Origin of the sequence: Bosea sp. (in: a-proteobacteria) (assembly GCA_023910605.1) — a bacterium.
GTDB lineage: Bacteria > Pseudomonadota > Alphaproteobacteria > Rhizobiales > Beijerinckiaceae > Allobosea.
In genome coordinates, this window is the sequence record JAAVVV010000001.1 from 3,132,432 (window position 1) to 3,154,604 (window position 22,173).

General features: G+C 66.4%; 22 protein-coding genes and 1 pseudogene. 13 read left to right on the plus strand and 10 right to left on the minus strand.

Going from position 1 to position 22,173, the window contains the following annotated elements; genetic code table 11:
• Positions 1 to 3 precede the first annotated feature (3 nt).
• The 4 genes and pseudogenes from HEQ16_15080 (at position 4) to HEQ16_15095 (ending at position 2,916) form a co-directional block, all read left to right on the plus strand.
• A complete protein-coding gene (locus HEQ16_15080; protein MCO4055338.1) occupies positions 4 to 1,311 on the plus strand; it encodes a flagellar biosynthesis protein FlgA in 1,308 nt (435 codons plus the stop codon).
• Positions 1,312 to 1,324: 13 nt separating this feature from the next.
• Positions 1,325 to 1,939, plus strand: coding sequence for a pyridoxamine 5'-phosphate oxidase family protein (locus HEQ16_15085; protein ID MCO4055339.1), 615 nt, complete (start codon positions 1,325 to 1,327; stop codon positions 1,937 to 1,939).
• 84 nt (positions 1,940 to 2,023) lie between these two features.
• Positions 2,024 to 2,122 (plus strand): annotated as a pseudogene (locus HEQ16_15090) (RNA polymerase subunit sigma).
• Between the two features lie 11 nt (positions 2,123 to 2,133).
• Positions 2,134 to 2,916 carry a hypothetical protein gene (locus HEQ16_15095; GenBank protein ID MCO4055340.1) on the plus strand — a complete coding sequence of 261 codons (783 nt, stop codon included), beginning with the start codon at positions 2,134 to 2,136 and terminating at the stop codon, positions 2,914 to 2,916.
• Between the two features lie 26 nt (positions 2,917 to 2,942).
• On the opposite strand, the gene HEQ16_15100 is transcribed toward HEQ16_15095, so the two are convergent.
• Positions 2,943 to 4,052, minus strand: coding sequence for an AAA family ATPase (locus HEQ16_15100; protein ID MCO4055341.1), 1,110 nt, complete (start codon positions 4,050 to 4,052; stop codon positions 2,943 to 2,945).
• Between the two features lie 224 nt (positions 4,053 to 4,276).
• Here HEQ16_15100 and HEQ16_15105 point away from each other — a divergent pair, with 224 nt between their 5' ends.
• Complete coding sequence (locus HEQ16_15105) at positions 4,277 to 5,164, plus strand: copper chaperone PCu(A)C (protein ID MCO4055342.1); 888 nt, start codon at positions 4,277 to 4,279, stop codon at positions 5,162 to 5,164.
• A gap of 131 nt (positions 5,165 to 5,295) precedes the next feature.
• Positions 5,296 to 6,498 (plus strand): pyridoxal phosphate-dependent aminotransferase, encoded by a 1,203-nt coding sequence (locus tag HEQ16_15110; protein MCO4055343.1) that lies wholly within the window; start codon positions 5,296 to 5,298, stop codon positions 6,496 to 6,498.
• A gap of 1,117 nt (positions 6,499 to 7,615) precedes the next feature.
• Here the strand turns inward: HEQ16_15110 and HEQ16_15115 are convergent.
• From HEQ16_15115 to HEQ16_15130, 4 genes are all read right to left on the minus strand, one after another.
• Positions 7,616 to 8,485 carry a dienelactone hydrolase family protein gene (locus HEQ16_15115; protein MCO4055344.1) on the minus strand — a complete coding sequence of 290 codons (870 nt, stop codon included), beginning with the start codon at positions 8,483 to 8,485 and terminating at the stop codon, positions 7,616 to 7,618.
• Positions 8,486 to 8,670: 185 nt separating this feature from the next.
• Positions 8,671 to 9,054 carry a 50S ribosomal protein L19 gene (gene rplS, locus HEQ16_15120; protein ID MCO4055345.1) on the minus strand — a complete coding sequence of 128 codons (384 nt, stop codon included), beginning with the start codon at positions 9,052 to 9,054 and terminating at the stop codon, positions 8,671 to 8,673.
• 110 nt (positions 9,055 to 9,164) lie between these two features.
• On the minus strand, positions 9,165 to 10,322 hold the full coding sequence (locus tag HEQ16_15125) for a PQQ-dependent sugar dehydrogenase (protein MCO4055346.1): 1,158 nt from the start codon (positions 10,320 to 10,322) through the stop codon (positions 9,165 to 9,167).
• Between the two features lie 51 nt (positions 10,323 to 10,373).
• Positions 10,374 to 11,381: a rhodanese-related sulfurtransferase gene (locus HEQ16_15130; protein ID MCO4055347.1), complete on the minus strand. Its 1,008-nt coding sequence runs from the start codon at positions 11,379 to 11,381 to the stop codon at positions 10,374 to 10,376.
• Between the two features lie 68 nt (positions 11,382 to 11,449).
• Here HEQ16_15130 and HEQ16_15135 point away from each other — a divergent pair, with 68 nt between their 5' ends.
• Positions 11,450 to 11,743 carry a SemiSWEET transporter gene (locus HEQ16_15135; protein ID MCO4055348.1) on the plus strand — a complete coding sequence of 98 codons (294 nt, stop codon included), beginning with the start codon at positions 11,450 to 11,452 and terminating at the stop codon, positions 11,741 to 11,743.
• A gap of 30 nt (positions 11,744 to 11,773) precedes the next feature.
• On the opposite strand, the gene HEQ16_15140 is transcribed toward HEQ16_15135, so the two are convergent.
• Positions 11,774 to 12,316 carry a DUF1499 domain-containing protein gene (locus tag HEQ16_15140; GenBank protein MCO4055349.1) on the minus strand — a complete coding sequence of 181 codons (543 nt, stop codon included), beginning with the start codon at positions 12,314 to 12,316 and terminating at the stop codon, positions 11,774 to 11,776.
• 91 nt (positions 12,317 to 12,407) lie between these two features.
• Between HEQ16_15140 and HEQ16_15145 the strand changes: the two genes are divergently transcribed.
• Complete coding sequence (locus HEQ16_15145) at positions 12,408 to 12,761, plus strand: DMT family protein (GenBank protein MCO4055350.1); 354 nt, start codon at positions 12,408 to 12,410, stop codon at positions 12,759 to 12,761.
• Here HEQ16_15145 and HEQ16_15150 read toward each other — a convergent pair.
• Both HEQ16_15150 and HEQ16_15155 read right to left on the minus strand, forming a co-directional pair.
• Positions 12,726 to 13,145: a response regulator gene (locus HEQ16_15150; protein ID MCO4055351.1), complete on the minus strand. Its 420-nt coding sequence runs from the start codon at positions 13,143 to 13,145 to the stop codon at positions 12,726 to 12,728. The genes HEQ16_15145 and HEQ16_15150 overlap by 36 nt on opposite strands.
• 91 nt (positions 13,146 to 13,236) lie before the next feature.
• Positions 13,237 to 14,235: a PAS domain-containing protein gene (locus HEQ16_15155; GenBank protein MCO4055352.1), complete on the minus strand. Its 999-nt coding sequence runs from the start codon at positions 14,233 to 14,235 to the stop codon at positions 13,237 to 13,239.
• A 263-nt stretch (positions 14,236 to 14,498) separates the two neighbouring features.
• Between HEQ16_15155 and HEQ16_15160 the strand changes: the two genes are divergently transcribed.
• The 4 genes from HEQ16_15160 to HEQ16_15175 all read left to right on the plus strand — a co-directional run bounded on the left by HEQ16_15160 (position 14,499) and on the right by HEQ16_15175 (position 18,857).
• A complete protein-coding gene (locus tag HEQ16_15160; protein MCO4055353.1) occupies positions 14,499 to 15,257 on the plus strand; it encodes a class I SAM-dependent methyltransferase in 759 nt (252 codons plus the stop codon).
• Positions 15,258 to 15,351: 94 nt separating this feature from the next.
• Positions 15,352 to 15,813, plus strand: a complete 462-nt coding sequence (locus HEQ16_15165; GenBank protein ID MCO4055354.1) for a DUF1036 domain-containing protein — start codon at positions 15,352 to 15,354, stop codon at positions 15,811 to 15,813.
• Between the two features lie 174 nt (positions 15,814 to 15,987).
• Positions 15,988 to 17,691 (plus strand): AMP-binding protein, encoded by a 1,704-nt coding sequence (locus HEQ16_15170; protein ID MCO4055355.1) that lies wholly within the window; start codon positions 15,988 to 15,990, stop codon positions 17,689 to 17,691.
• 80 nt (positions 17,692 to 17,771) lie between these two features.
• On the plus strand, positions 17,772 to 18,857 hold the full coding sequence (locus HEQ16_15175; protein MCO4055356.1) for a sulfite oxidase: 1,086 nt from the start codon (positions 17,772 to 17,774) through the stop codon (positions 18,855 to 18,857).
• 4 nt (positions 18,858 to 18,861) lie between these two features.
• Here HEQ16_15175 and mtaB read toward each other — a convergent pair whose 3' ends face one another.
• Entirely contained in the window at positions 18,862 to 20,160 is a 1,299-nt protein-coding gene (gene mtaB / locus HEQ16_15180; GenBank protein MCO4055357.1) for a tRNA (N(6)-L-threonylcarbamoyladenosine(37)-C(2))-methylthiotransferase MtaB, read from the minus strand.
• Positions 20,160 to 21,059 (minus strand): diaminopimelate epimerase, encoded by a 900-nt coding sequence (locus HEQ16_15185; GenBank protein ID MCO4055358.1) that lies wholly within the window; start codon positions 21,057 to 21,059, stop codon positions 20,160 to 20,162. Before HEQ16_15185 ends, mtaB begins: the two co-directional genes overlap by 1 nt.
• 166 nt (positions 21,060 to 21,225) lie before the next feature.
• Here HEQ16_15185 and HEQ16_15190 point away from each other — a divergent pair, with 166 nt between their 5' ends.
• Positions 21,226 to 22,119, plus strand: coding sequence for a GyrI-like domain-containing protein (locus tag HEQ16_15190; protein MCO4055359.1), 894 nt, complete (start codon positions 21,226 to 21,228; stop codon positions 22,117 to 22,119).
• Positions 22,120 to 22,173: the final 54 nt, after the last annotated feature.

The window sequence follows — 22,173 nt, forward strand, 5'->3', positions numbered from 1 at the left end:
GCGGTGAACCTGCAATCGCTGCTGGCGGCGCGCCGGGAGGCGGGGCGTCCGGTGCGCTGCGCCCTGATCGGGGCCGGCAAGTTCGGCTCGATGTTCCTGTCCCAGGTCCCGACAATCGCCGGGCTGGAGGTTGCGGTCATCGCCGATCTCGATCCGGATCGGGCCCGCGCCGCCTGCCGCACGGTGGGTTGGAACGAAGCCCTGATCGGCGCGGTCCGCTTCGTCAGCTCTGGCGTCGATGCAGCGACCGCAGATGGCGTCGAGGTCGTGATCGAGGCGACCGGCCACCCGGCCGCCGGCGCGCGCCATGCGCTCGCCGCGATCACGGCCGGCCGTCATGTCGTGATGGTCAATGTCGAGGCGGATGTCCTTGTCGGGCCCGTGCTGGCGGCGAAGGCACGCGACAGCGGCGTGGTCTACTCCATGGCCTATGGCGACCAGCCCGCCCTGGTGGCGGAGATGGTGGACTGGGCGCGCAGCGCCGGCTTCACAGTCGCCGCTGCCGGCAAGGGCACGAAATACCTGCCCGCCTATCATCACGTCACGCCGGACGATGTCTGGAGCCATTATGGCATGACGCCGGACGCCGCGAAGGCGGCCGGCATGAACCCGCAAATGTTCAATTCCTTCCTCGATGGCACCAAGTCGGCCATCGAGATGGCGGCTATCGCCAATGCCTGCGGGCTTGACGTTCCCTCTGGCGGCCTCCTGTTTCCGCCCTGCGGCGTCGATGACCTCGCGCATGTGCTGCGGCCCCGCGCTGTCGGCGGCCAACTCGAGCATGACGGCATGGTCGAGGTCGTGTCGTCGCTGGAGCGTGACGGCCGCCCGGTATTCCGCGATCTGCGCTGGGGCGTTTATGTGGTCCTGAAGGCGCCCAACGCCTATGCCGCCGCCTGCTTCCGCCAGTACGGGCTGCCGACGGACCAGACGGGCCTTTATGCCTCCATGTACAAGCCTTTCCACCTCATCGGGCTCGAACTGTCCATCTCGGTGCTCAATGCGGCGCTGCGTGGCGAGGCGACAGGCTCGACCCGCGAGTGGCGCGGGGACGTGGCGGCCACCGCCAAACGCGCGCTGAAGGCGGGCGAGATGCTGGACGGCGAGGGAGGCTACACCGTCTATGGCAAGGTCATGCGTGCCGCCGACAGCCGCGCCGCGGGCGTTGTGCCCATCGGCCTTGCCCACGGCGTCCGCCTCCTGCGGGACGTGGCCGCGCATCAGAGCGTGACATGGGCTGATGTTGCCGTTGACGAAAGCGCCGAGATCATGAAGCTCCGGCGTGAGCTGGAACGCCGCCCGGCCGCATGAGAAGGACCATGCGATGACTGGCAGGATCGAGAGCATCGCAGAACTCGAGTCGATCTACGGCGACGTTCCACCGCCCGCCAGGCTCAAGGTTCTGGATCATGTATCCGAGCATTATGGCCTGTTCATCAAGGCCGCGCCCTTCGTCATCCTCGCCACGGCAGGACCCGAGGGGCTCGACTGCTCCCCACGGGGCGACCCGGCAGGCTTCGTCAGGATTCACGACCGCAACACGTTGATGATCCCGGACCGGCGCGGCAACAACCGTGTCGACTCGCTGCGCAACATCGTGCGCGATCCGCGCGTGGCGCTGCTGTTCATGACGCCTGGCATCGGCGAGACGATGCGCGTCAACGGCGAGGCGCATTTGCAGACGGACCTCGCCTTGCGCGAGAGCTTCGCCATGGATGGCAAGCTTCCCGCCTGCGTCATCGTCGTCACGGTCAGGGAGATCTACACCCAGTGCCAGAAGGCGCTTGTGCGCGCAAAGCTATGGGATCCCGCAAGCCAGATCCCGCGCGGCAGTCTGCCATCGGTCGGGACCATGCTGAACGCCATCAGCAACGGCGAGTTCGACGGCGAGGCCTATGATGCCGCCTATCCCGAGCGGCTGAAGCAGACGATCTACTGATGCCAACGGCCCGCTGATGTGAAGCGCAGGAATTTCCAGATCAGGCGCGAAGTGGTTCAGACTGCCTGCCGGATGGAGGCCGGCAGCCATGGCGAGCTTGCGGGGCGCCTCGGCATCCCGCTCGGCATCATCGAATCCTGGCTGCGCCGCAGCCTGCTGACGCTCCGGGAGTGCCTGCATTGACCGACGCTACCCTGCCCCCCGAACTCCAGGCGCTGGCCGCCGAACATGCTCTCGGCATGCTGGACGGACCGGACAGCGCCCGCGCTGCCGAACGCGCCGCCGCTGACCCGGCCTTCGCGGCTGAAGTGGAACGCTGGCGCCGGCATCTCTCGGGCTTCGACAGGACAACGCCCATGGCCACCTTGCCGGCCGACCTCTGGAGCCGCATCGAAGCGAAGCGTCTCGAAGATGCGGCTCATGCGGACGAGCCTTCGCTGGAAACCTCCCGCGCAGCTGCGCTGCGCGAGGCAGGACGCCTGCCCATATCGAGCGGGGAAGCCGCTGCCGATGCGCGTCGCCGCCTTTTCGGCATGATCTGGAACAGCCTCATGTTCTGGCGGATCGGCGGCATGGTCGCCGCGGCGGCCGCGCTCGTCATCGCCATGGGGCTGGGCTCGCAGCTCCAGCAGGCCAGGTCCGCGCCCGTGCTCGTGGCCATCCTGAAGACGCAGGACAACCGCACAGCCGCCATCGTCAACGCCTTCGCCGATGGCCGCACGGAGCTTGTGCCGCTCGCCGCCTTCACCGTGCCCGCCGGCAAGGTGCTGGAAGTCTGGACCTTGTGGGACCGGCAGGTCGGGCCTCGCTCTGTCGGCCTGCTGGCCGCCATGTCCTCCACCCGGCTGAGGCTCGACAACCTGCCTCTCGGCCCTGACCAGCTGTTCGAGATCACGCTCGAACCGGCGGGCGGCTCACCGATCGGAAGGCCCACCGGGCCCATCCTCGCCATCGGCCGGGCGTCCCCGCGAATCTGAGGCAGGGGCAGGAGGCGCCGCCCCTGCTAGACCACGACCGTCACGCGCTTCGCCGCACGGGTGAGAGCAGTGTAGAGCCAGCGCGCCCGGTGCTCACGGAAGGCGTAGGACTCGTCGAACAGATAGACATTGTCCCATTGCGAGCCCTGCGCCTTGTGGACGGTGAGCGCATAGCCATAGTCGAACTCGTCGCCATGACGGCGCAGCTCGAATGGCAGCGTGTCCTCGGTGCCCTCGAAATAGTTCGGGAACACCGAGACCTTCACCGCCTTGCCGGCGGCCTCCTCCTCGGGCGTCACGCGCATGGTCACGAGCTGGGATTTGGAGGCGCGCATCTCCGCCACGGTCCAGAGCCCACCATTGAGAAGCCCCTTCTGCCGGTCATTGCGCAGGCACACGAGCTTGTCGCCCACCACCGGCAGCTTCGAGTTGCGCCCGAGCAGTTCGCGGATGCGGCCATTGTAGGCGCGACGCGTCTTGTTGAGGCCGACCAGCACCTGATCGGCGGTCAGCACGGCATCCCGCTCCACATCCGCCCGCCGGATGACGCGGCTGAGCCCATAGTCGCCCACCGAAAGCCGCCCGCCCTCGCGCACGCTTCTGGCCAGATGCACGATCGGATCATCCGCCTCCTGGCGATGGATTTCGGTCAGCATGGCGTCGGGTTCGGCTTCGGTGAAGAAGCCCCCTCCCTTCACCGGCGGCAACTGCGCCGGATCGCCCAGCACCAGCACCGGCACGCCGAAGGACAGAAGATCGCGCCCCAGTTCCTCATCCACCATGGAGCATTCATCGATGACGATAAGCTTGGCCTTGGAGGCCGCGCCGTCCGGGTTGAGCACGAAAGTCGGCGCTTCCTCGTTCTCGCCGCGCGAGCGGTAGATCAGCGAATGGATCGTGCCAGCGCCCTCGCAGCCCTTCGATCGCAGCACGAGCGCGGCCTTGCCGGTGAAGGCGGCATAGCTCACCTTGCCGTCGACAGCCTCAGCCAGGTGCCGCGCCAGCGTGGTCTTGCCCGTGCCGGCATAGCCGAACAGGCGGAAGACCTGGGGATGGCCATTCTGGCCGGGCCGCGATTTCAGCCAGCGCGCGACGGCGGCAAGGGCGGCATCCTGCTGGGGCGAGAATTGCGTCATGGACTGTCGTTAGCATGGCGGCGAAGATTCGGCAGGCGTCGCCGACGCGGTCCATCTCGCGGCAACGTGGCGGATTGACCTGCCGCTTCCTTGTGGCTAGCTCGCAATCATGTTTGGGAAGCTGACGCGTCCTTCTGGTTTGCGCGCCATCATCACGGTGGCGCTGGCTTATGCCCTTGTCCTGTCCGGACTTGTCGGCGCGATGGCGTCTGCGGCCCATTCGAATGCCTTTCGGCTGTCTGATCCCCACGTTCTTTGCCTCACGCATGACCCGGCGGAGCCTGAAACCGGCTCCCTGCCATCTGACCCGCTGGGCTCCGGAATGGCATGCATCGAGCATTGCACCTTTGCAGCGACAACGCAGACGGCGCTTTTGCAACCGGGGCCTGCGCTGCCTGTGCGGTTGCTGCGCCGCCTTGTTGCGGAGGGGCCGCCGCCGTTTGCACCCGGGAAAGTGCGGGCCGTTCCTGCACCGCCCGCGCCCAGAGGTCCGCCAAACCTGCTCTGATCCGCGCATTTCCGCTTCATCAGATCAAAAGGCTCACATCATGTTCCGTTTCTCCTTCGCCGCCGCCTTTGGCGCGGCTCTTCTTGGCGTTCCCGCCACGCTGCAGGCCCGTGAGGCTCATGCCGACGCCGCGATCATCAAGGCGCAACACAACCATGGCGCACACAGCGCCGTGCCCGCTCCAGCAGCCTCCAGCTCCGTCCGCATCGGCTCGCTGCTGATCGAGGCGCCCTGGACCCGCGCAACGCCGGCCGGCGCCAAAGTTGCCGGCGGCTACATGAGCATCACCAACACGGGCACGGCGCCTGACAGGCTCATCGGCGGGAGCCTTGCCCTCGCAGGCCGCTTCGAGGTGCACGAGATGGCCGTGAACGAGGGCGTCATGACCATGCGCCAGCTCGCCGCCGGCCTCGAGATCGCACCTGGCGCGAAAGTGGAGCTCAAGCCCGGCGGGCTGCATGTGATGTTCATGGACCTCAAGGCCCAGCTGCGCGAAGGGCAGCCCGTGCGTGGCACGCTTGTCTTCGAGAAGGCCGGCACGGTGGAGGTCGCCTTCACGGTGGCGCCGATCGGCGCCCGCGCGCCGGCCGCACACATGCACTGACGCAAGCGCGCCGCCGGCCATAGCCGGAAAGCAGGGAGCCCGCCGCTTGATGCGCTTGCGGCCACGCGGCGAGGCGACTAAACGGTTGACCCGCGCGCCGTCCGGCGCGCGTTCCAACCGGAGCCCGAGCCATGGCCTTTCTCGCCGACGCGCTGAAGCGCGTGAAGCCTTCCGCGACCATCGTCATCACGCAGAAGGCGCGGGACCTCAAGGCGGCCGGCCGGGACGTGATTTCGCTTTCGGTCGGCGAGCCTGATTTCGACACGCCCGACAACATCAAGAACGCCGCCATCGACGCCATCCGCCGGGGCGAGACAAAGTACACGCCCGTCTCCGGCATCCAGCCGCTGCGCGAGGCGGTGGCCCGCAAGTTCAAGCGCGAGAACAATCTCGACTACAAGGCCTCGCAGACCATCGTGTCCACGGGCGGCAAGCATGTGATCTACAACGCCCTGCTTGCCACGCTGAACCCGGGCGACGAGGTGATCTGCGTGGCGCCCTACTGGGTGAGCTACCCCGAGATGGTGGCGCTGTGCGGCGGCACCCCGGTCTTCGTCGAGGCGAAGCAGGAAACCGACTTCAAGCTCCAGCCCCAGGATCTCGAGCGCGCCATCACGCCGAAGACGAAGTGGGTGATCCTCAACTCGCCCTCCAACCCCTCGGGCGCGGCCTATAGCTGGGCCGAGATGAAGGCGCTGACCGATGTCCTGATGAAGCATCCGCATGTCTGGACCCTCACCGACGACATGTACGAGCACCTCACCTATGGCGACTTCAAGTTCTGCACGCCCGCCGAGGTCGAGCCCAATCTCTATGACCGCACGCTGACCATGAACGGCGTGTCGAAAGCCTATGCCATGACCGGCTGGCGCATCGGCTACGCGGCAGGCCCGCAGCATCTGATGAATGCCATGGACATGGTGCAGGGCCAGCAGACCTCCGGCACCAGCGCCATCAGCCAGTGGGCGGCGGTGGAAGCGCTGGACGGCACACAGGAGCACCTGCCGGTGTTCAGGGCCGCCTTCGAGCGTCGCCGCGACCTCGTTGTCTCGATGCTGAACCAGACCAAGGGCCTGAAATGCCCGGTGCCGGAAGGCGCCTTCTACGTTTATCCGTCCGTCGCCGAGCTGATCGGCAAGAAGACGCCGGAGGGCAAGGTCATCGCCACCGACGACGATTTCGTGCAGGCCCTGCTCGAAACCGAAGCCGTGGCGGCCGTCCACGGCTCATCTTTCGGCCTTGGCCCCAACTTCCGCATCTCGTATGCGACCTCCGACGCCAAGCTGGAGGATGCCTGCCAGCGAATCCAGCGCTTCTGCTCCAGCTTGAGGTGAGCTGCTGTCATTGCGAGCGCAGCGAAGCAATCCATCTTCGGTGCACGACGCCCTGGATCGCTTCGCTACGCTCGCGATGACGACAATCCAATTCTCACGCAACATTCCCGCGCGGCGTAGCCAGGCCCGGAACCGATCAGCGTCGCGCTTCCAGGAGCATGCCTTACCAAGGGATGGCTAACGTCGGGCAGCGCGCCGCCGTAACACGCATGCACGAAGCGACAGCCGATGCGACCTCCGACGCCAAGCTGGAGGATGCCTGCCAGCGAATCCAGCGCTTCTGCTCCAGCTTGAGGTGAGCTGCTGTCATTGCGAGCGCAGCGAAGCAATCCATCTTCGGTGCGCGACGCCCTGGATCGCTTCGCTACGCTCGCGATGACGACAATCCAATTCTCACGCAACATTCCCGCGCGGCGTAGCCAGGCCCGGAACCGATCAACGTAGCGCTTCCAGGAGCATGCCTTACCAAGGGATGGCTAACGTCGGGCAGCGCGCCGCCGTAACACGCATGCACGAAGCGACAGCCGATGCGACCTCCGACGCCAAGCTGGAGGATGCCTGCCAGCGAATCCAGCGCTTCTGCTCCAGCTTGAGGTGAGCTGCTGTCATTGCGAGCGCAGCGAAGCAATCCATCTTCGGTGCACGACGCCCTGGATCGCTTCGCTACGCTCGCGATGACGACAATCCAATTCTCACGCAACATTCCCGCGCGGCGTAGCCAGGCCCGGAACCGATCAGCGTCGCGCTTCCAGGAGCATGCCTTACCAAGGGATGGCTAACGTCGGGCAGCGCGCCGCCGTAACACGCATGCACGAAGCGACAGCCGATGCGACCTCCGACGCCAAGCTGGAGGATGCCTGCCAGCGAATCCAGCGCTTCTGCTCCAGCTTGAGGTGAGCTGCTGTCATTGCGAGCGCAGCGAAGCAATCCATCTTCGGTGCGCGACGCCCTGGATCGCTTCGCTACGCTCGCGATGACGACAATCCAATTCTCACGCGTCATTCGTCGATTAGTTCCAGTCGAAAACCTCATGATCGCCTCGTGTCGATGAAATCATCAGTCTCACAAGGGCGTTAAATCTCTCAAAACTGACCAGAATCGTGAAGCTGGCGACTATTTACACCAGATGCTTCCTGAAAAAAGCCAGCGTGCGTGACAGCGCCAGGTCAGCCACCGCCTTGTCGTAACGCGCGGCATTGGTGTCGTTGTTGAAGGCGTGCTGCGCGCCTTCATAGATGTGGATCTCGAATTCCTTCCTCGCCCACTCCAGCGCCGCCTTGTAGGCGGGGATGCCGGCGTTGATGCGCTCGTCATTGCCGGCATAATGCAGCATCAGCGGGGTCCGGATGCGCTCCACCTGCTCGGCCGGCACCTGTACGCCATAATAGGCGACGCCTGCCGCCAGGCCGGGCGGGTTGAGAACCGCGATGCGGTTGACCATGCCCCCGCCCCAGCAATAACCGACCGTGCCGACCCTGCCGTTGCACCCCTGCGCGCGCGAGAGCGCGGCGACACCGGCGGCCAGCCGCGCCGCCGCGCGGTCCGGCGGCACCTGCCCGATCATCTCGCGCGCCTTGTCCTCGTCGGCTGGCGTGCCGCCCTCGGGCGTCAGCACATCGACGCCCAGCGCGATGAAGCCCTCGAGCGCGAAACGGCGCGTCACGTCACGGATATGCGGGTTGAGGCCGCGATTCTCGTGGATCACCAGGATGCCGGGCCGGCGGCCCTCGCCGGCCGGCGCGGCCAGATGCCCCTGCATCACCGCATCGCCGATCTCGTAATGAAAGGTTGAGACGGCAAGCCGCGGATCATTCTCGGCCACGGTCTGGGCCACGGCATAATTGTTCTGCAGCAGCGGCAGGATGGCCACCGCAGCGGCCGCGCTCCCGGCGATGCCCGCCAGACGCTCCATGAAATCGCGCCGGGACAGCGCCCCATGCGTGAAGCGGTCGTACAGATCGACAATATCCTGGGTGATCGGCGGCATGGCGACGTCCTGCTGTTGGCCGCCAGCGTAATGCGGCCCCGCGCGCTGGCAAGCGTCGATCAAGCGGACGTGATGGCGCTGCGGCAGCCCCCAACCGAGGCCGGAAGGCAAGGCCCAAACAAAACGCCGCCCTTTGAGGCGGCGTCCCGATGGAAACAGGGCGAGGGGCCTGGCGGCCGGAAAGCTCAGCTCTTGGCGGCTTCCTTGCGGGGCTCGACGCGCTCGGCGATGCGGGCCGACTTGCCGCGGCGATCGCGCAGGTAATAGAGCTTGGCGCGGCGCACCTTGCCCTTGCGGATCACCTTTATGGAGTCGATCGAGGGCGAATAGAGCGGGAACACGCGCTCCACGCCTTCGCCGTAGGAAATCTTGCGGACGGTGAAGAACTGGTCGAGGCCGCCGCCATTGCGGGCGATGCAGACGCCTTCATAGGCCTGCACGCGGGTGCGGTCGCCTTCGCGGACCTTGACGTTCACCTGCACGGTGTCGCCGGGCTGGAATGCGGGAATGGTCTTGCCATCGCTGAGCTTGGCGACCTGCTCCTGATTGAGCTGCTCGATGATGTTCATCGTCTATCTCCAGATTTTGCGCTTGTGCGCAGGCGTTTCGGGAACGCTGTTGTGAGTTGAGCGCGGGCGATACAGCATCGCACAGGCTTTGTCGAGGGCGGCCGGCCCGCTCAACTGGCGGGCCTGAGCCTCAGCACCCTGCCATCGGAGTTGTCGGTCAACAGGTAGAGCAGCCCGTCCGGACCCTGCCGCACGTCGCGGATGCGCTCGTTGAGGCCCTGCAGCAGGCGCTCCTGCGACATGACCTTCTCGCCATCGACACTGATGCGCAGCAGCATCTGGCTGGCCAGCCCGCCGGTGAACAGGCTGCCCGTCCAGCCGCGATAGCGATTGCCGGTGTAGAACACGGCGCCAGACGGGGCGATCGAGGGGTCCCAGTAATGGATCGGCTGCTCGAGGCCCGGCCTGGCCTGCCCCTCGCCGATCCGGGCGCCCGAATAGTCGACCCCGTAGGTGATGACCGGCCAGCCATAATTGAGCCCCTTGCGCACGATGTTGATCTCATCGCCGCCGCGCGCGCCGTGCTCTATGGTCCACAACGCGCCGCTCTGCGGATGAAGCGCCGCGCCTTGCGCGTTGCGGTGCCCCGACGACCAGATTTCAGGCCGCGTTCCTGCCTGGTTCACGAAAGGATTGTCAGCCGGCACAGAGCCGTCGGGCCGCAGGCGCAAAACCTTGCCGATATGCCCGGCCGGGTCCTGCGCGCGCATCTCCATGTTGCCCCTGTCGCCCGTGGTGACGAACAGGTTGCCGTCGCGTCCGAACACGAGCCGCGAGCCGAAATGCCGCCCAGTGTTGCCGGCCGGCTGCTGCTGGAAGATCACGTTCGTGCCCTCCAGCGCCGTGCTGGCGGCGTTGAGGCGCCCGCGCGCCACGGCAGTCGCCGCGCCGCCGCCCTCGCCCGGCGCCGCGAAAGACAGATAGACCATGCGGTTCTCGCCGAAGTTCGGGTCGAGCGCGACGTCGAGAAGGCCGCCCTGGCCGCGCGCGGCGATGCGCGGCAGCCCGCCAAGCGGCTGCGAGAGCTGGCCGGTCGCGCTGACGATCCTCAAACGGCCAGGCCGCTCGGTCACAAGCATCCGGCCGTCGGGCAGGAAGGCGAGGCCCCATGGATTCTCCAGCCCCCGCGCCACGGTCTCGACCTGGATCGGGCCGGCGGAGCTTTCGACCCGCTGCCCTGATGGGGCCTGCGCGGCGGCGGGGCCTGCCAACGCGGCCGCGAGCACGGCAGGAGCGAGGCAGGCGAAAAGGCGATGATGTAGGCGCATATCAAGCATCTCCGAAACGACCACCAGCACCTATGCCGGGAACCCGTGTCGTCAATCCGTCGGGGGCGGGGCGACAACCGGATCGTGATCGTCCTGTCGTCCGGCTTGCGCCGGCCTTGGGGCCTGAGCCTGGGCCTGAGGGCCGATATGCGCTGCGCCCCGCGCCGCGGCGAGCTTCATCTGGCGGTTGCGCTCGCGCGCCGCCTGCCGCTGCGCCGCGCTCATCGTTCCCGCGCAATGGCGGCAGGCCACACCCGGCTCATGGGCGGGATCGGTGCAGTCATCGGCCGTCAACGGTCTGCGGCAGCCATGGCATAGCCCGTAGCGCGGATCGGGCGTCACGCCATGGCCGACCGCGATGCGCTCATCGAAGACGAAGCAGCCGCCTTCCCAGAGGCTGTCCTCTTCCGGCTGCTCGGCGAGATAGCGCAGGATGCCGCCCTTGAGATGGAGCACGTTGCCGAAGCCCTCGCGCAGCATGAAGGCGCTGGCCTTCTCGCAGCGGATGCCGCCGGTGCAGAACATGGCGATGGTCTTGTCCTTGGCGTCGGCCAGGGTCTCTCGCACGAAGGCGGGAAAATCACGGAACGAGGCCGTTGCGGGGTCCAGCGCGCCCCTGAAGGTGCCGATCCTGTGCTCGTAATCATTGCGCACGTCGATCACGATCACGTCGGGGTCGGAGATCAGCGCATTCCAGTCCTGCGGCTCGACACAGGCTCCCACCGCTTCAAGCGGATTGACCGCGTCATCCCCGATGGTGACGATCTCGCGCTTGAGCTTGACCTTCATGCGCTGGAACGGCATGGCCCGGGCGCAAGAGTGCTTGATCTCGAAATCGCTGATGCCCGTCAGCCGGCCGATAGCGTCCACCGCGCGGCCCAGAGCCTGCGCCTCGCCGGCAATCGTGCCGTTGATGCCCTCCCCCGCGACGAGCAGCGTGCCGCGTATGCCTTCCGCCTCGCAGGCCGCCTGAAGCGGCATGACCAGCCGCTGAGGCTCGTCGAGCCTCGCGAAACGGTAAAGCGCCGCAATGGCGATGGCGTCGTCCCCGCTTGTCATGGACCAAGCCGATACAGGAGCGCGCCCCCGCTCCGCAAGCGCCCTCGCGCCCGGCCGGGCTTTGCGCTATGCCGGCGGCAAGCCCCGAATCTGGACTCTCAATGACCCCTGCGCAGATCGAAATCGTCGGCTACATCGCCGCCCTGTGCACTACGCTCTGTTGGCTGCCGCAGACTGTCCGCACCATCCGCACCAGGGACACGCGCGCCATATCGCTGGTGACGCAGGCCTTCTTCGCGCTCGGCATCACCTTGTGGATGACCTACGGCATCGCGCTGGGAAGCTGGCCGGTCATCCTGTCGAACCTCTTCACCTTCCCGCTGGTGATGATCGTGATTGTGATGAAGCTGCGCCACGGCTGAGGGACATCGCGATCGCGGGCAAGGCTGTTTTCAGTCGCGCGCCACCGGCAGCGTTTCGCCCAGCAGCTTGATCCAGCTTTCAAGCCGCGCCTTGTTGACCCCGAAATCCTTGCGCCCGATCTGGCTGCGCGAATGCAGCGCAATCGTCGAGCGCCCATTGCCGAGATCGATGTAGCGGACATTGATGGTGTCCGGGAACCGCATGAGGGCGGTGCGCGCCACATAGCGTTCATCCAGCCCATCCGGCTGGCGAAACACCGGCTCCACATCGGGGCTGTTAACCTGTATGAGCTGCACCGCCTGCCGCAACTGGCGGATCGGCGCCGCAAAGACAGGAGCGATGCCATCGACAGGCGCACTTCCGCACAGTCCGGCCGGACAGAACAGCGCGTCATTGCCGCTGGCGCTGCGGCGGATCGAAGCAAAGTCGATCGGGCCGAGATCCGCCGGCCCGGCAATGCGCTCCCAAAGCCGCCCGATGCCGAAGCTCTCGTCGCCGCGGATGATGGCGAGGGCCAGCCCGCCAACTGCCAGAAGCCCGATGAAGCCGAAAGCCCAGAGCGCCTGTCTCACCTGATCTCCCCATTCGCCGCGCGAAACCGTTGCGCTGCCCTGCACAACCGATACGCTGCGTCACCCCCTCCAGCAATGGCGCCAGCCCTCCATGCCGACGTTCTCGATGCCGCACCTTGCCCCGGTCGCCCTGCTGTTCGCCTCGAACATCTTCATGACCTTCGCCTGGTATGGGCACCTCAGGTACAAGACGGCTTCGCTGGCGCTGGTGATCCTTGCTTCCTGGATGATCGCCCTGCCCGAATACATGCTGGCCGTCCCCGCCAACCGCATCGGCCATCAGGTCTACAGCGCCGCCCAGCTCAAGACGATGCAGGAGGTGATCACCTTGAGCGTCTTCGCGGCATTCTCCTGGGCCTACCTCAAGGAGCCGCTGGGCTGGAACCATCTGGTGGGCTTCAGCCTCATCTCAGCCGGCGCCTTCTTCGTCTTCCACAAATCCTGATGCGGCGCAGATGTTGGGAACTCCAAGCAGATCGATGATGGCCGCGACAATCGAACGGTCCTCATAAGGCTTCGCGAAAAACCGTGCTCCCTCCGGAAACTGGTTTTCGTGTATGATCGTCCTGCCCGAAGCAGCGAGTATCTTGATGGGAGGCCAGCGATTGCGGATGTAATGGGCCAGCTTGAGGCCATCCATCGTGCCGGGCATCTCGACGTCGGTGAATACGAGCTTCACGTCCATCCGCGACTCGAGAATGCTGATGGCTTCATCAGCACAACGGGCTTCAAGCGCCTCGAAACCGGCTTCCTTGATCAATTCGACAGCGCACATGCGGATGATCGAATGGTCTTCCACCACCAGAATGACGGTCTTGCCTGAGAGCATTGGCTCCTGCTGACGTTGGTCAATGCGTGAACACCGATCGTAGGGGGACCGTTCAGCCAACCAGGCTGCAACAGCAAGCGCTCCCCTCGACTCAACCATGGGTGAGCGCAACGCGGACGCCGGGACGTGCATCGGTGATGGCGATGGTTGCATCCAGTTGTCCGGCGAGGGCTTCCACAATGCCCGTCCCCAGCCCGGGCTTGGCTGACGCGCCCTCAGGCATCCCGACACCGTCATCGGTGACCGAGAGAACCCAATGCGTGCCGTTCACGCGATAGGCGACCTGGATGCTGCCCGGCCGGCGGTCTGGAAAGCCGTGCTTGAGGGCATTGATGACGAGTTCCGTGACGATCAAGCCGAGGCTCACCGAGACATTGGCGGTGACGGTGCATTCGTCCACGCTGGTGACGATCGACAACTGTTTCTGATCGTGGATCATCGATGCCGCCAGGCTTTCGCACAACTGGCTGAGATAGGGCCGCAGGGGCACGTCCCCCACCGGCGTGATGGCCAGGTGGCGCTGGACGGCCGCGATCGACATCACGCGATGATGCGCGTCCTGCAGGTGAACCTTCGCCTCCGCTGACTGCACCATTCGCGCGCTCTGCATCAGAACGCTTGCGATGATCTGGAGGCTGTTGGCGACCCTGTGCTGGACTTCGCACAGAAGGACCGCCTTCTCCCGGATGAGCTGATCCTTCTGGCGGGATTCCTCCCTCGCCACCGTGATGTCGGTGATCGCCAGCAGCAGGCGGGTGTGATCCTTGGTGCCGTCATCCAGTCTGGTGGCATTCAAGAGCAGGCACAGCTGGGGCCGATCCTTGCGGACGAGGTTCATTTCATACGCTTCGATCATGGCGCTGCCGGACGCCGTTGCATTGAGCAGCGACCTGAGCCGGGGCAGATTCCACTCCCCCTCCCCCAGCTCCGCAAGCGCACGGCCGGACACGGTGGCAGGATCGATCTGAAAAGCTCGGCAGAATGAAGCGCTGGCTGCGATCACCTTCTGCTCGCCAGTCAGGAACAGAAGCGGCTCATTCGATGCGGCGATCACGGCGAGCGTACTCGCCGATTCGATATGCTCGGGCATGAAAGCGGTCAAGGCGAAGGACTTTCGGGGCCGCAGGCTCGCATTGCGAAAGCCATCGCACGGCAGATAGACTGCATCGGCATCATTGTCTTGAGCCTCGAAGGTACCACGTGCTGACCACCCTGCCTAACGCTCAATCAAGGCGGCTTTTTCGACACAAGCTGCCCCGCGGGAACTCGAACCGTGCAAGGCGCGTGACTCGAGCCTTGCACTCTGCGACAGCCTGATTTGGACGCCCGGAACCCCTTGAGGATAATGCCCACGTGACCGACATCGTTTCCGGCCACCCGGCCACAGACCACTATCTCCGGACGGGCTACACGACGGTGCGCGGCATGTCCTCGCGCTTTGCGGCGGCGATCAGCGCCTGGTGCCTGAAGCATCAGGCGGCCCATGGCGTGGAAGGCCACTTCGCCGAGATAGGCACCTTTCAGGGCCGTTACTTCATCGCCATGGCGCTGGCGCTCGAGCCGGGAGAAGTCGCCCTCGGCATCGACCTGTTCGATTGGCCGAGCCCGGCCACTCACGACATCTTCATTGACAACTGCAAGCGCTGGGGCGTCACGGATGAGCAACTGACAGTGTGGAAGGCGGATTCAGGCGCGCTTGGCGTGGACGCGCTGCGCGAGAGGCTGGGCGCCGGTCTCGTGCGCTTCTTCCACATCGATGGCGATCACTCGCCCGAGCCGCTGGCGCGCGATCTGGAGCTTGCCCGCGCCGTTATGCATCCCAGGGGCCTGATCTGCCTCGATGACATGCTCCATCCGGGTTATCCGTTTCTTGTCACCACCGTCGAACGCTGGCTCGTCGCCCATCCGGAGATGCGCCTGATGTGCGTGATCGACCGCGAGGACATCGTGGCCGCACCCAAGTTCCTGATTTGTCATGTCGATGCGGTGCCGCTTTATGAAACCGAGCTGATGCGCCACTTCGCGGCCTATCATTTCGTGCTGGGCGGCGATGCGCTGGGGCATTTCTGCGTGGTCCTGACGCCGCGCCCGCGCATTGCGGATGTCGATTGAAGCTCCGCTCCCGGCCGGTCCGCAAGTCCCCGCATTGACAGGCTCCGCGCCGCTGACGATGGTTCCTCCGCCGCTATACGGCAGGGGGGCTGACATGTTCGACAAATCTGCCCGCGCGGCTGCATCCGCCGCGATGCTGGGGCTGGCTGCCGTGTTTCTGCCCATCATGGGCGCGGGACTGGCCCATGCCCAGGCGCAGAGCGGCGCCAGGACCAATGTGACCCTCTGCAACAATACCGGCGCGACCATCTACATCGCGCTTGTCTATCAGGAGGCGCGCACCAGCCGCTGGATGCTCAGCGCCTGGAAGCCCCGCAACCCCGGCCAGTGCGCCTCGTCGGGTTCCTACCGCAGCGGCATCATCTATTACTTCGCGGAGAAGGAAGGCGGGCGCGAGTTCTGGCCGGCAAAGGCGCGCGTCGAGAAGACCTTCTGCGTGCCGCGGCAGGCGGTGGAGCGCGTGCAGACGGGCGGCAATTGCGTGCCCGGAGAAAGGCTCCTCGGCTTCAGAGGCTTCAACGCCACCACGGCCAGCTTCAAGTTCAATTTCGAATGAGGATCGTCCTGGCGCAGGCCGCGGCCTGAACCCGACACTCTGGACTTGCCTGTGAAGGGAAGGCGGCCCTATTCCACACTTGCGCGCCGTTTGATCCGGTGGTTTATCTGTTTACATATGAACAATGGCCGCCGCCAGAAGCGCCCTCATGGATGATGTGGAGGAAGCCCCGGCATGACGATGCATGCGAGCGCGCGCCCCTGGCTGCGCAACTACCCCGAGAAGGTTCCGGCCGAGATCGACATGGCCGAGGTCAGCTCGCTCGCCGCGCTGATCGCGGAAGCGGCGGCCGTCTATGGCAACCGGGCGGCCTTCGAGAGCTTCGGCAAGAGCATCACCTTCGCCGAGCTTTTCCGCGCCGCCAACGCCTTCGCCGCCACCTTGCAGGCGCGGGGCCTGAAGAAGGGCGACAGGGTTGCGCTCATGCTTCCGAACATCCTCGCCTATCCGGTGGCGCTCTGCGGCGTGCTGCTTGGCGGCTTCACGGTGGTGAACGTCAACCCGCTCTACACAGAACGGGAATTGACTCACCAGCTCAACGATTCCGGCGCCAGGGCGATCGTCGTCATCGAGAACTTCGCCCACGTCCTTGAAGCCAGCCTCGCCAATGCCCGTCTCGACGCGATCTTCATCGCGACGCCGGGCGACCTGATGGGCCTCAAGGGCCATATCGTCAATTTCGTCTCACGCAGGGTGAAGAAGGCGGTGAAGCCCTTCTCGATCCCCGCCGCCAGCGCCTTCTCCGGCGCCATCACGGGCTCGGCGAAGCCGCAAGGCGTGAGCGTCGCGCCTGAGGACATCGCTTTCCTGCAATACACGGGCGGCACGACCGGGGTCGCCAAGGGCGCCACCCTCACCCACCGCAATGTCCACGCCAATGTGCTGCAATGCCAGGCATGGCTCGACTGGTCCTTCTACCGGCCAGGCGACCCGCCGGACTATCAGCATGTCATGGTCACTGCGCTGCCGCTCTACCATATCCTCGCCTTGACCTGCTGCTGCCTCTATATGATGCGGGTGGGGGCCAAGTGCCTGCTCATCGCCAACCCGCGCGACATTGACGGCTTCGTCAAGACGCTGAAAAGCACGCGCTTCACCATGATGTCGGGCGTCAACACACTCTACAACGCCCTCCTGAACCACGCCGAATTCAGGTCGGTCGACTTCGCCAACCTGCGCTTCGCCGTCTCCGGCGGCATGGCCACGCAGGCGGCGGTTGCGAAGCGCTGGAAGGAGACCACCGGCGTGCCGCTCGTGGAAGGCTACGGCCTGTCGGAGACATCGCCGGTGGCCTGCTGCAACCGGGCCGATATCACCGAGTTCACCGGCACGATCGGCTTCCCCGTTCCCTCGACAGACATCTCGATACGTGATCTCGACGGCAAGGAAGTGGCGATCGGCGAACCGGGCGAGATCTGCATCAAGGGGCCACAGGTCATGCGCGGTTACTGGAACCGCGCCGACGAGACCGCCAGGGCCATGACGGCCGATGGCTATTTCCGCTCGGGCGACATCGGTGTGCTCAATCCCGATGGCTCCCTGAAGGTCGTGGACCGGATGAAGGACATGGTCCTGGTCTCAGGCTTCAACGTCTATCCCAACGAGGTCGAGGATGTTCTGGCGGGACACCCGAAAGTGCTCGAGTCGGCTGTGATCGGCCTGCCGGATGGCAATTCCGGCGAGGCAGTCGCGGCCTACATCGTGCTCAAGCCCGGCCAGAGCGCCTCCATCGACGAGATCCGCGCCTACTGCAAGGAACAGATGACCGGCTACAAGGTGCCAAAGCACATCGCCTTCCGCGAAGCCCTGCCGAAGACAACTGTCGGAAAGGTGCTGCGCCGCGCCCTGCGTGACGAGGTCGCCGCCGGCAAGGACTGAGCCCGGCTCCGCCTTCCGCAACCACGCTTGCGCCGTTTTTCTCGGGCGTTCATGGTGCCGACTGCGGCGGAGGCGGCGCGTTGACGAAAACAACTCTTGATCTTGACGGCGCGCGTGACCTGCTCGCGCGGCTCAAGCCGGGCCTGCTGGTCCTCGAGGACAAGGCGTTGAACGGCGAGACGCCCGTGGCGCGGCTTGATGCGGAGATCACGTCGGCGTGCGATTTCTTCGTCCGCAACAATGGCGACCTGCCGCAGTTCGAAGAAGCGGCGCGCGATGCATGGCCTCTTGCGATCGACGGCGAAGTGGAGCGCCCGCTTGCGCTCGACCTTGGCGCCTTGAAGCAGCGCTTCGCCCATCACACGGTGACGGCAGTGCTCGAATGCGCCGGCAATGGCCGAGCCCTGCTCGCACCGGCGGCTGACGGGCTGCAATGGCGACGCGGCGCGGTGGGCTGCGCGCGCTGGACAGGCGTCAGGCTCGGCGACGTGCTGCGCGAGGCTGGCGTCCGGCCCTCGGCCATCTACAGCGCCCATGAAAGCCCCGATCGCCAGTTGGGCGCGCCCGGGAAAGCCGCGCTGTCCCGCGGCCTGCCCATCGCCAAGGCCCTCGCGGACGAGACCCTGATCGCCTTCGCCATGAACGATCAGCCCTTGCCGGCGCTCCATGGCGGCCCGCTGCGCATCGTGGCTCCGGGCTATCCTGGCGCAGCCTGGCAGAAATGGCTCTCGCGCATCTGGCTGCGCGACCGCGAGCACGACGGCGCCAAGATGACGGGGATGGATTACCGCATCGACGGCAAGGTCATCACCGACATGCCCGTCAAGTCGCTGATCACCAGCCCGCTCGACGGCTTCGCGGCAAGGCCCGGCGAGCGGCTGGAGCTGCGTGGCTTCGCATGGAGCGGGCATGTCCCGCTGGCGACGGTCGAGGTCTCGCCGGATGGCGGCGGAAGCTGGATCGAGGCCAGCCTCGATCCGGCGCGCGACCGCTTCTCCTGGCGGCGCTTCAGAGCCCTGCTGCTGCCTGCGCGGCCGGGTCCTGTGCGGCTTATGGCGCGCGCCACGGACGAGGCCGGCAACCGCCAGCCTCTCGGCAAGGGCGCCTGGAACCCGAAGGGCTATTGCAACAACGCCGTCCACGCCATCGAGGGCATGGTGGGCTGAGCCCTCACGCCGCGATCAGCCTGTGGCTGTCGCAAGCCGTGATGCGCCGGGTCTCGAGACGCCCCGGAAGCGTTCCGGCTGGCAGCGCCACCTCAGCGAATCCCTCGGTCCGGCCGGTGTCGCCGCGTTCGCTCAGCACTGGCAGGCTCAAGCCGACCTGCGCCTTGAGATGACGCGCGAGCGCGGCCGCCCCCGCCGTCCGCAGCCGCGCCGCCCTCTCGGCGATGACGCCGCCCGGCAGCTGCGGCATGCGCGCCGCCGGCGTGCCCTCGCGCGCCGAATAGGGGAAGACATGCAGGTGCGTCAGCCCGCAGGCTTCGACCAGATCGAGCGAGCCTGCGAAGGCCGCCTCGTCCTCGGTGGGGAAGCCGGCGATGATGTCCGCGCCGAACACGATGTCGGGACGAAGATGGCGCATCTCCTCGCAGAAGCGGATGGCGTCCGCGCGCGAATGGCGGCGCTTCATGCGCTTGAGGATCAGATCGTCTCCGGCCTGAAGCGACAGGTGCAGATGCGGCATCATCCGCGCCTCGCTTGCCAGCGCCTCGCGCAGCGCGGAATCGACCTCGACGGCATCCAGCGATGAAAGCCTCAGGCGCGGCAGCTCCGGCACGTGCCGCAGGATGGCCTGGACAAGATCGCCGAGCAGGGGCGAGCCCGGCAAGTCCCGGCCATAGCCTGTCATGTCCACGCCAGTGAGCACCACCTCCCTGGCGCCCTGCGCGCAAAGGTGGCGCACCTGCTCCACCACCGCCCCCATCGGCGCCGAGCGCGATGGCCCGCGCCCCAGCGGGATCACGCAGAAGGTGCAGCGATGATCGCAGCCATTCTGCACCTGCACGAAGGCGCGGGTATGGTTCTCGTAGGCGTCGAGCATGTGCAGCGCCGTCTCGCGCACCGCCATGATGTCGGAGACCTGCACCTTCTCGGCTGCGTCCGCGCCGAAATCCGGCGCGCCGAAGCGGTTGGACCCCGCCAGGCGCCGCCAGCTTTCGGGCTGCATCTTCTCGTGGTTGCCCAGCACCAGCGACACCTCGTCCATCGCTCCATAGCGCTCGGGCTCGATCTGCGCGGCGCAACCCGTGACGACGATGGCGGCCTCGGGATTCTCGCGCCTGAGCCGGCGGATCGCCTGCCGCGATTGCCGCGTCGCCTCGGCCGTGACCGCGCAGGTGTTGACCACGATCAGGTCGCGGTGGCCCGCCGCCTCGGCATGACGCTTCACGGCCTCGCTCTCGGCGATGTTCAGCCGGCAGCCGAAGGTGACGAGGCGCACGCCCTCGCGCGCGGGCCGATCCTGCATCAGGCTTCCCCGGCGAAGATCCGGGCCTCGAACACGCCCTCATGCTCGAAGGCGACGGGCCCCGTCATCAACACATGGCCGTCCTTTTCTCGCCATGCGATCAGCAGATCCCCGCCCGGCAGCGTCACCGTGGCCTCTCGGGCAGACAGATCGCGCCGCACTGCCGCGACCAGCGCCGCGCAGGCGCCGGAGCCGCAGGCCTTCGTGAGCCCCGCGCCCCGCTCCCACACGCGCAGGATGATGTGATCGGGCTTGACGACGGCCGCCAGCGAGATGTTGGCGCGATCGGGAAAGATCGGATGGTTTTCCAGCAACGGCCCGATCTTCTCGAGATCGAAGCGCCACGGATCGTCCACGAAGAACACCGCATGCGGGTTCCCCATGGAGACCACGCCGGGCGTGTGCAGGATCGGCGCGTCGATCGGGCCGATCTGAAGTTCGATGCCGGATGTGTCGTAGAACGGATCGCGGGTGGGGATGTCCTGCCAGCCCAGCTTTGGCGCGCCCATGTCCACCCTGAAGCTCAGCGGCCCGGTGCGCGTGACCGGCAGCAGCCCGGCGCGCGTTTCCAGAAGAAGCTCGCGCTCGCCCGCGCCCATGGCTGCATCAGCCATCATGGCCCAGCCGACGCAGCGCGTGCCGTTGCCGCAGGCGCCGGCCTCGGAACCATCGGTGTTGTAGATGCGCACGAAAGCATCGGCGCCGGCGCTGACCGGATCGTGCAGCACCATCAACTGATCGAAGCGCGAGGCCGGTTGACCCGCGATGGCGCAAGCCTCCCCGGCCGTCACCTTGAGTCGGGCGCCGCGCAAATCCAGCACGACGATCTCGTTGCCGAGGCCGTTCATCTTCAGAAAGCGGCGGCCGGCAAGGCGGCCGTGAGGGGCGGCAGTGGTCATGGGGGGCTCGTGGATGACGCCGCGTATATAGGGCAGAAGCGGCATTGACACAAAATTGGCGTCAGGAAGCCTGAATGCAGCGCGGATCGGCATGCCACTGTCTCGTAAGCCTCGCAATCAGCGCCTATGATCGCTTCCAACCGAATCGTTGAACGGAATGGCAGACATGATGCGGCTCCTTGACCAGGACGGAAGACATGGCCGAGGCGAGGCAGGGCGCCCCAGCCTGCGCCGGCTCGTGGCCGGCATGATCGTGGCGCTCGCAGCCGCTGGCCTCCCCGGCCCGACGCTGGCCCAGCCGCAGCCGGGCACGCAGGCGCAGGAGCCCGCGCGCGAGCCGACCGCGCCTGCCTCCCCTCAACCTGCCTCACCTCAGCCTGCCGTTCCTCAGCCTGCCGCGCCTCAGCCTGCCGCGCCTCAGCCTGCCGCGCCTGCCACACCGGCTCAGGCGCCCGCACCGGGGCCGTTGCCCGCCCCTGCCCTGCCGCCAGCCGCCGCTCCCGCGCAGCAAGCCCCGGCGCCGATGCCCGCCCCGGCGCCGCTTGCCCCGCGCGCAGACCGCAACGCCACGCTCGCCGGCTCGCCCGGCGACACGATGAACGTTGACCCGGTGACGCTGCCGAACCGTTCCGCGCTCGCCCTTTCAGGACAGACCACCTGGGATCGCGGCATCGAGACCCTTGGCCAGGTCTTCCGGCGCCTTGAGGCGGAAGCCGGCAAGCTGGGCCTTCAGGTGGCAGGCCGCCCTCTGACACACTTCATCGAGACCGACGATGTCGGGTTCCGTTATGAGGCGATGCTGCCGGTGGATCGGGTTCCCGAGGCCGGGGCGCCGCTGCCGGCCGACATCAGGGCCGGCGCCACGCCCCCCGGGCAGGCGCTGCGCTTCACCCACAAGGCGCCCTATGACGACGTCGATTCGACCTATGAGGGGATCACCGCCTATCTGGACGCCAAGGGCCTCACCGTCCGCGACCAGTTCATCGAGGAATATGTCTCCGATCTGGCGAGGGCCGGCGAGCCGGAGTTCGAGGTCAACATCTACGTCCAGCCACGCTGAGCAGAGCCCCCGCCTGCGCCCAGCGCGCTTGCAAGCGGCAGATTTGCGGCTATG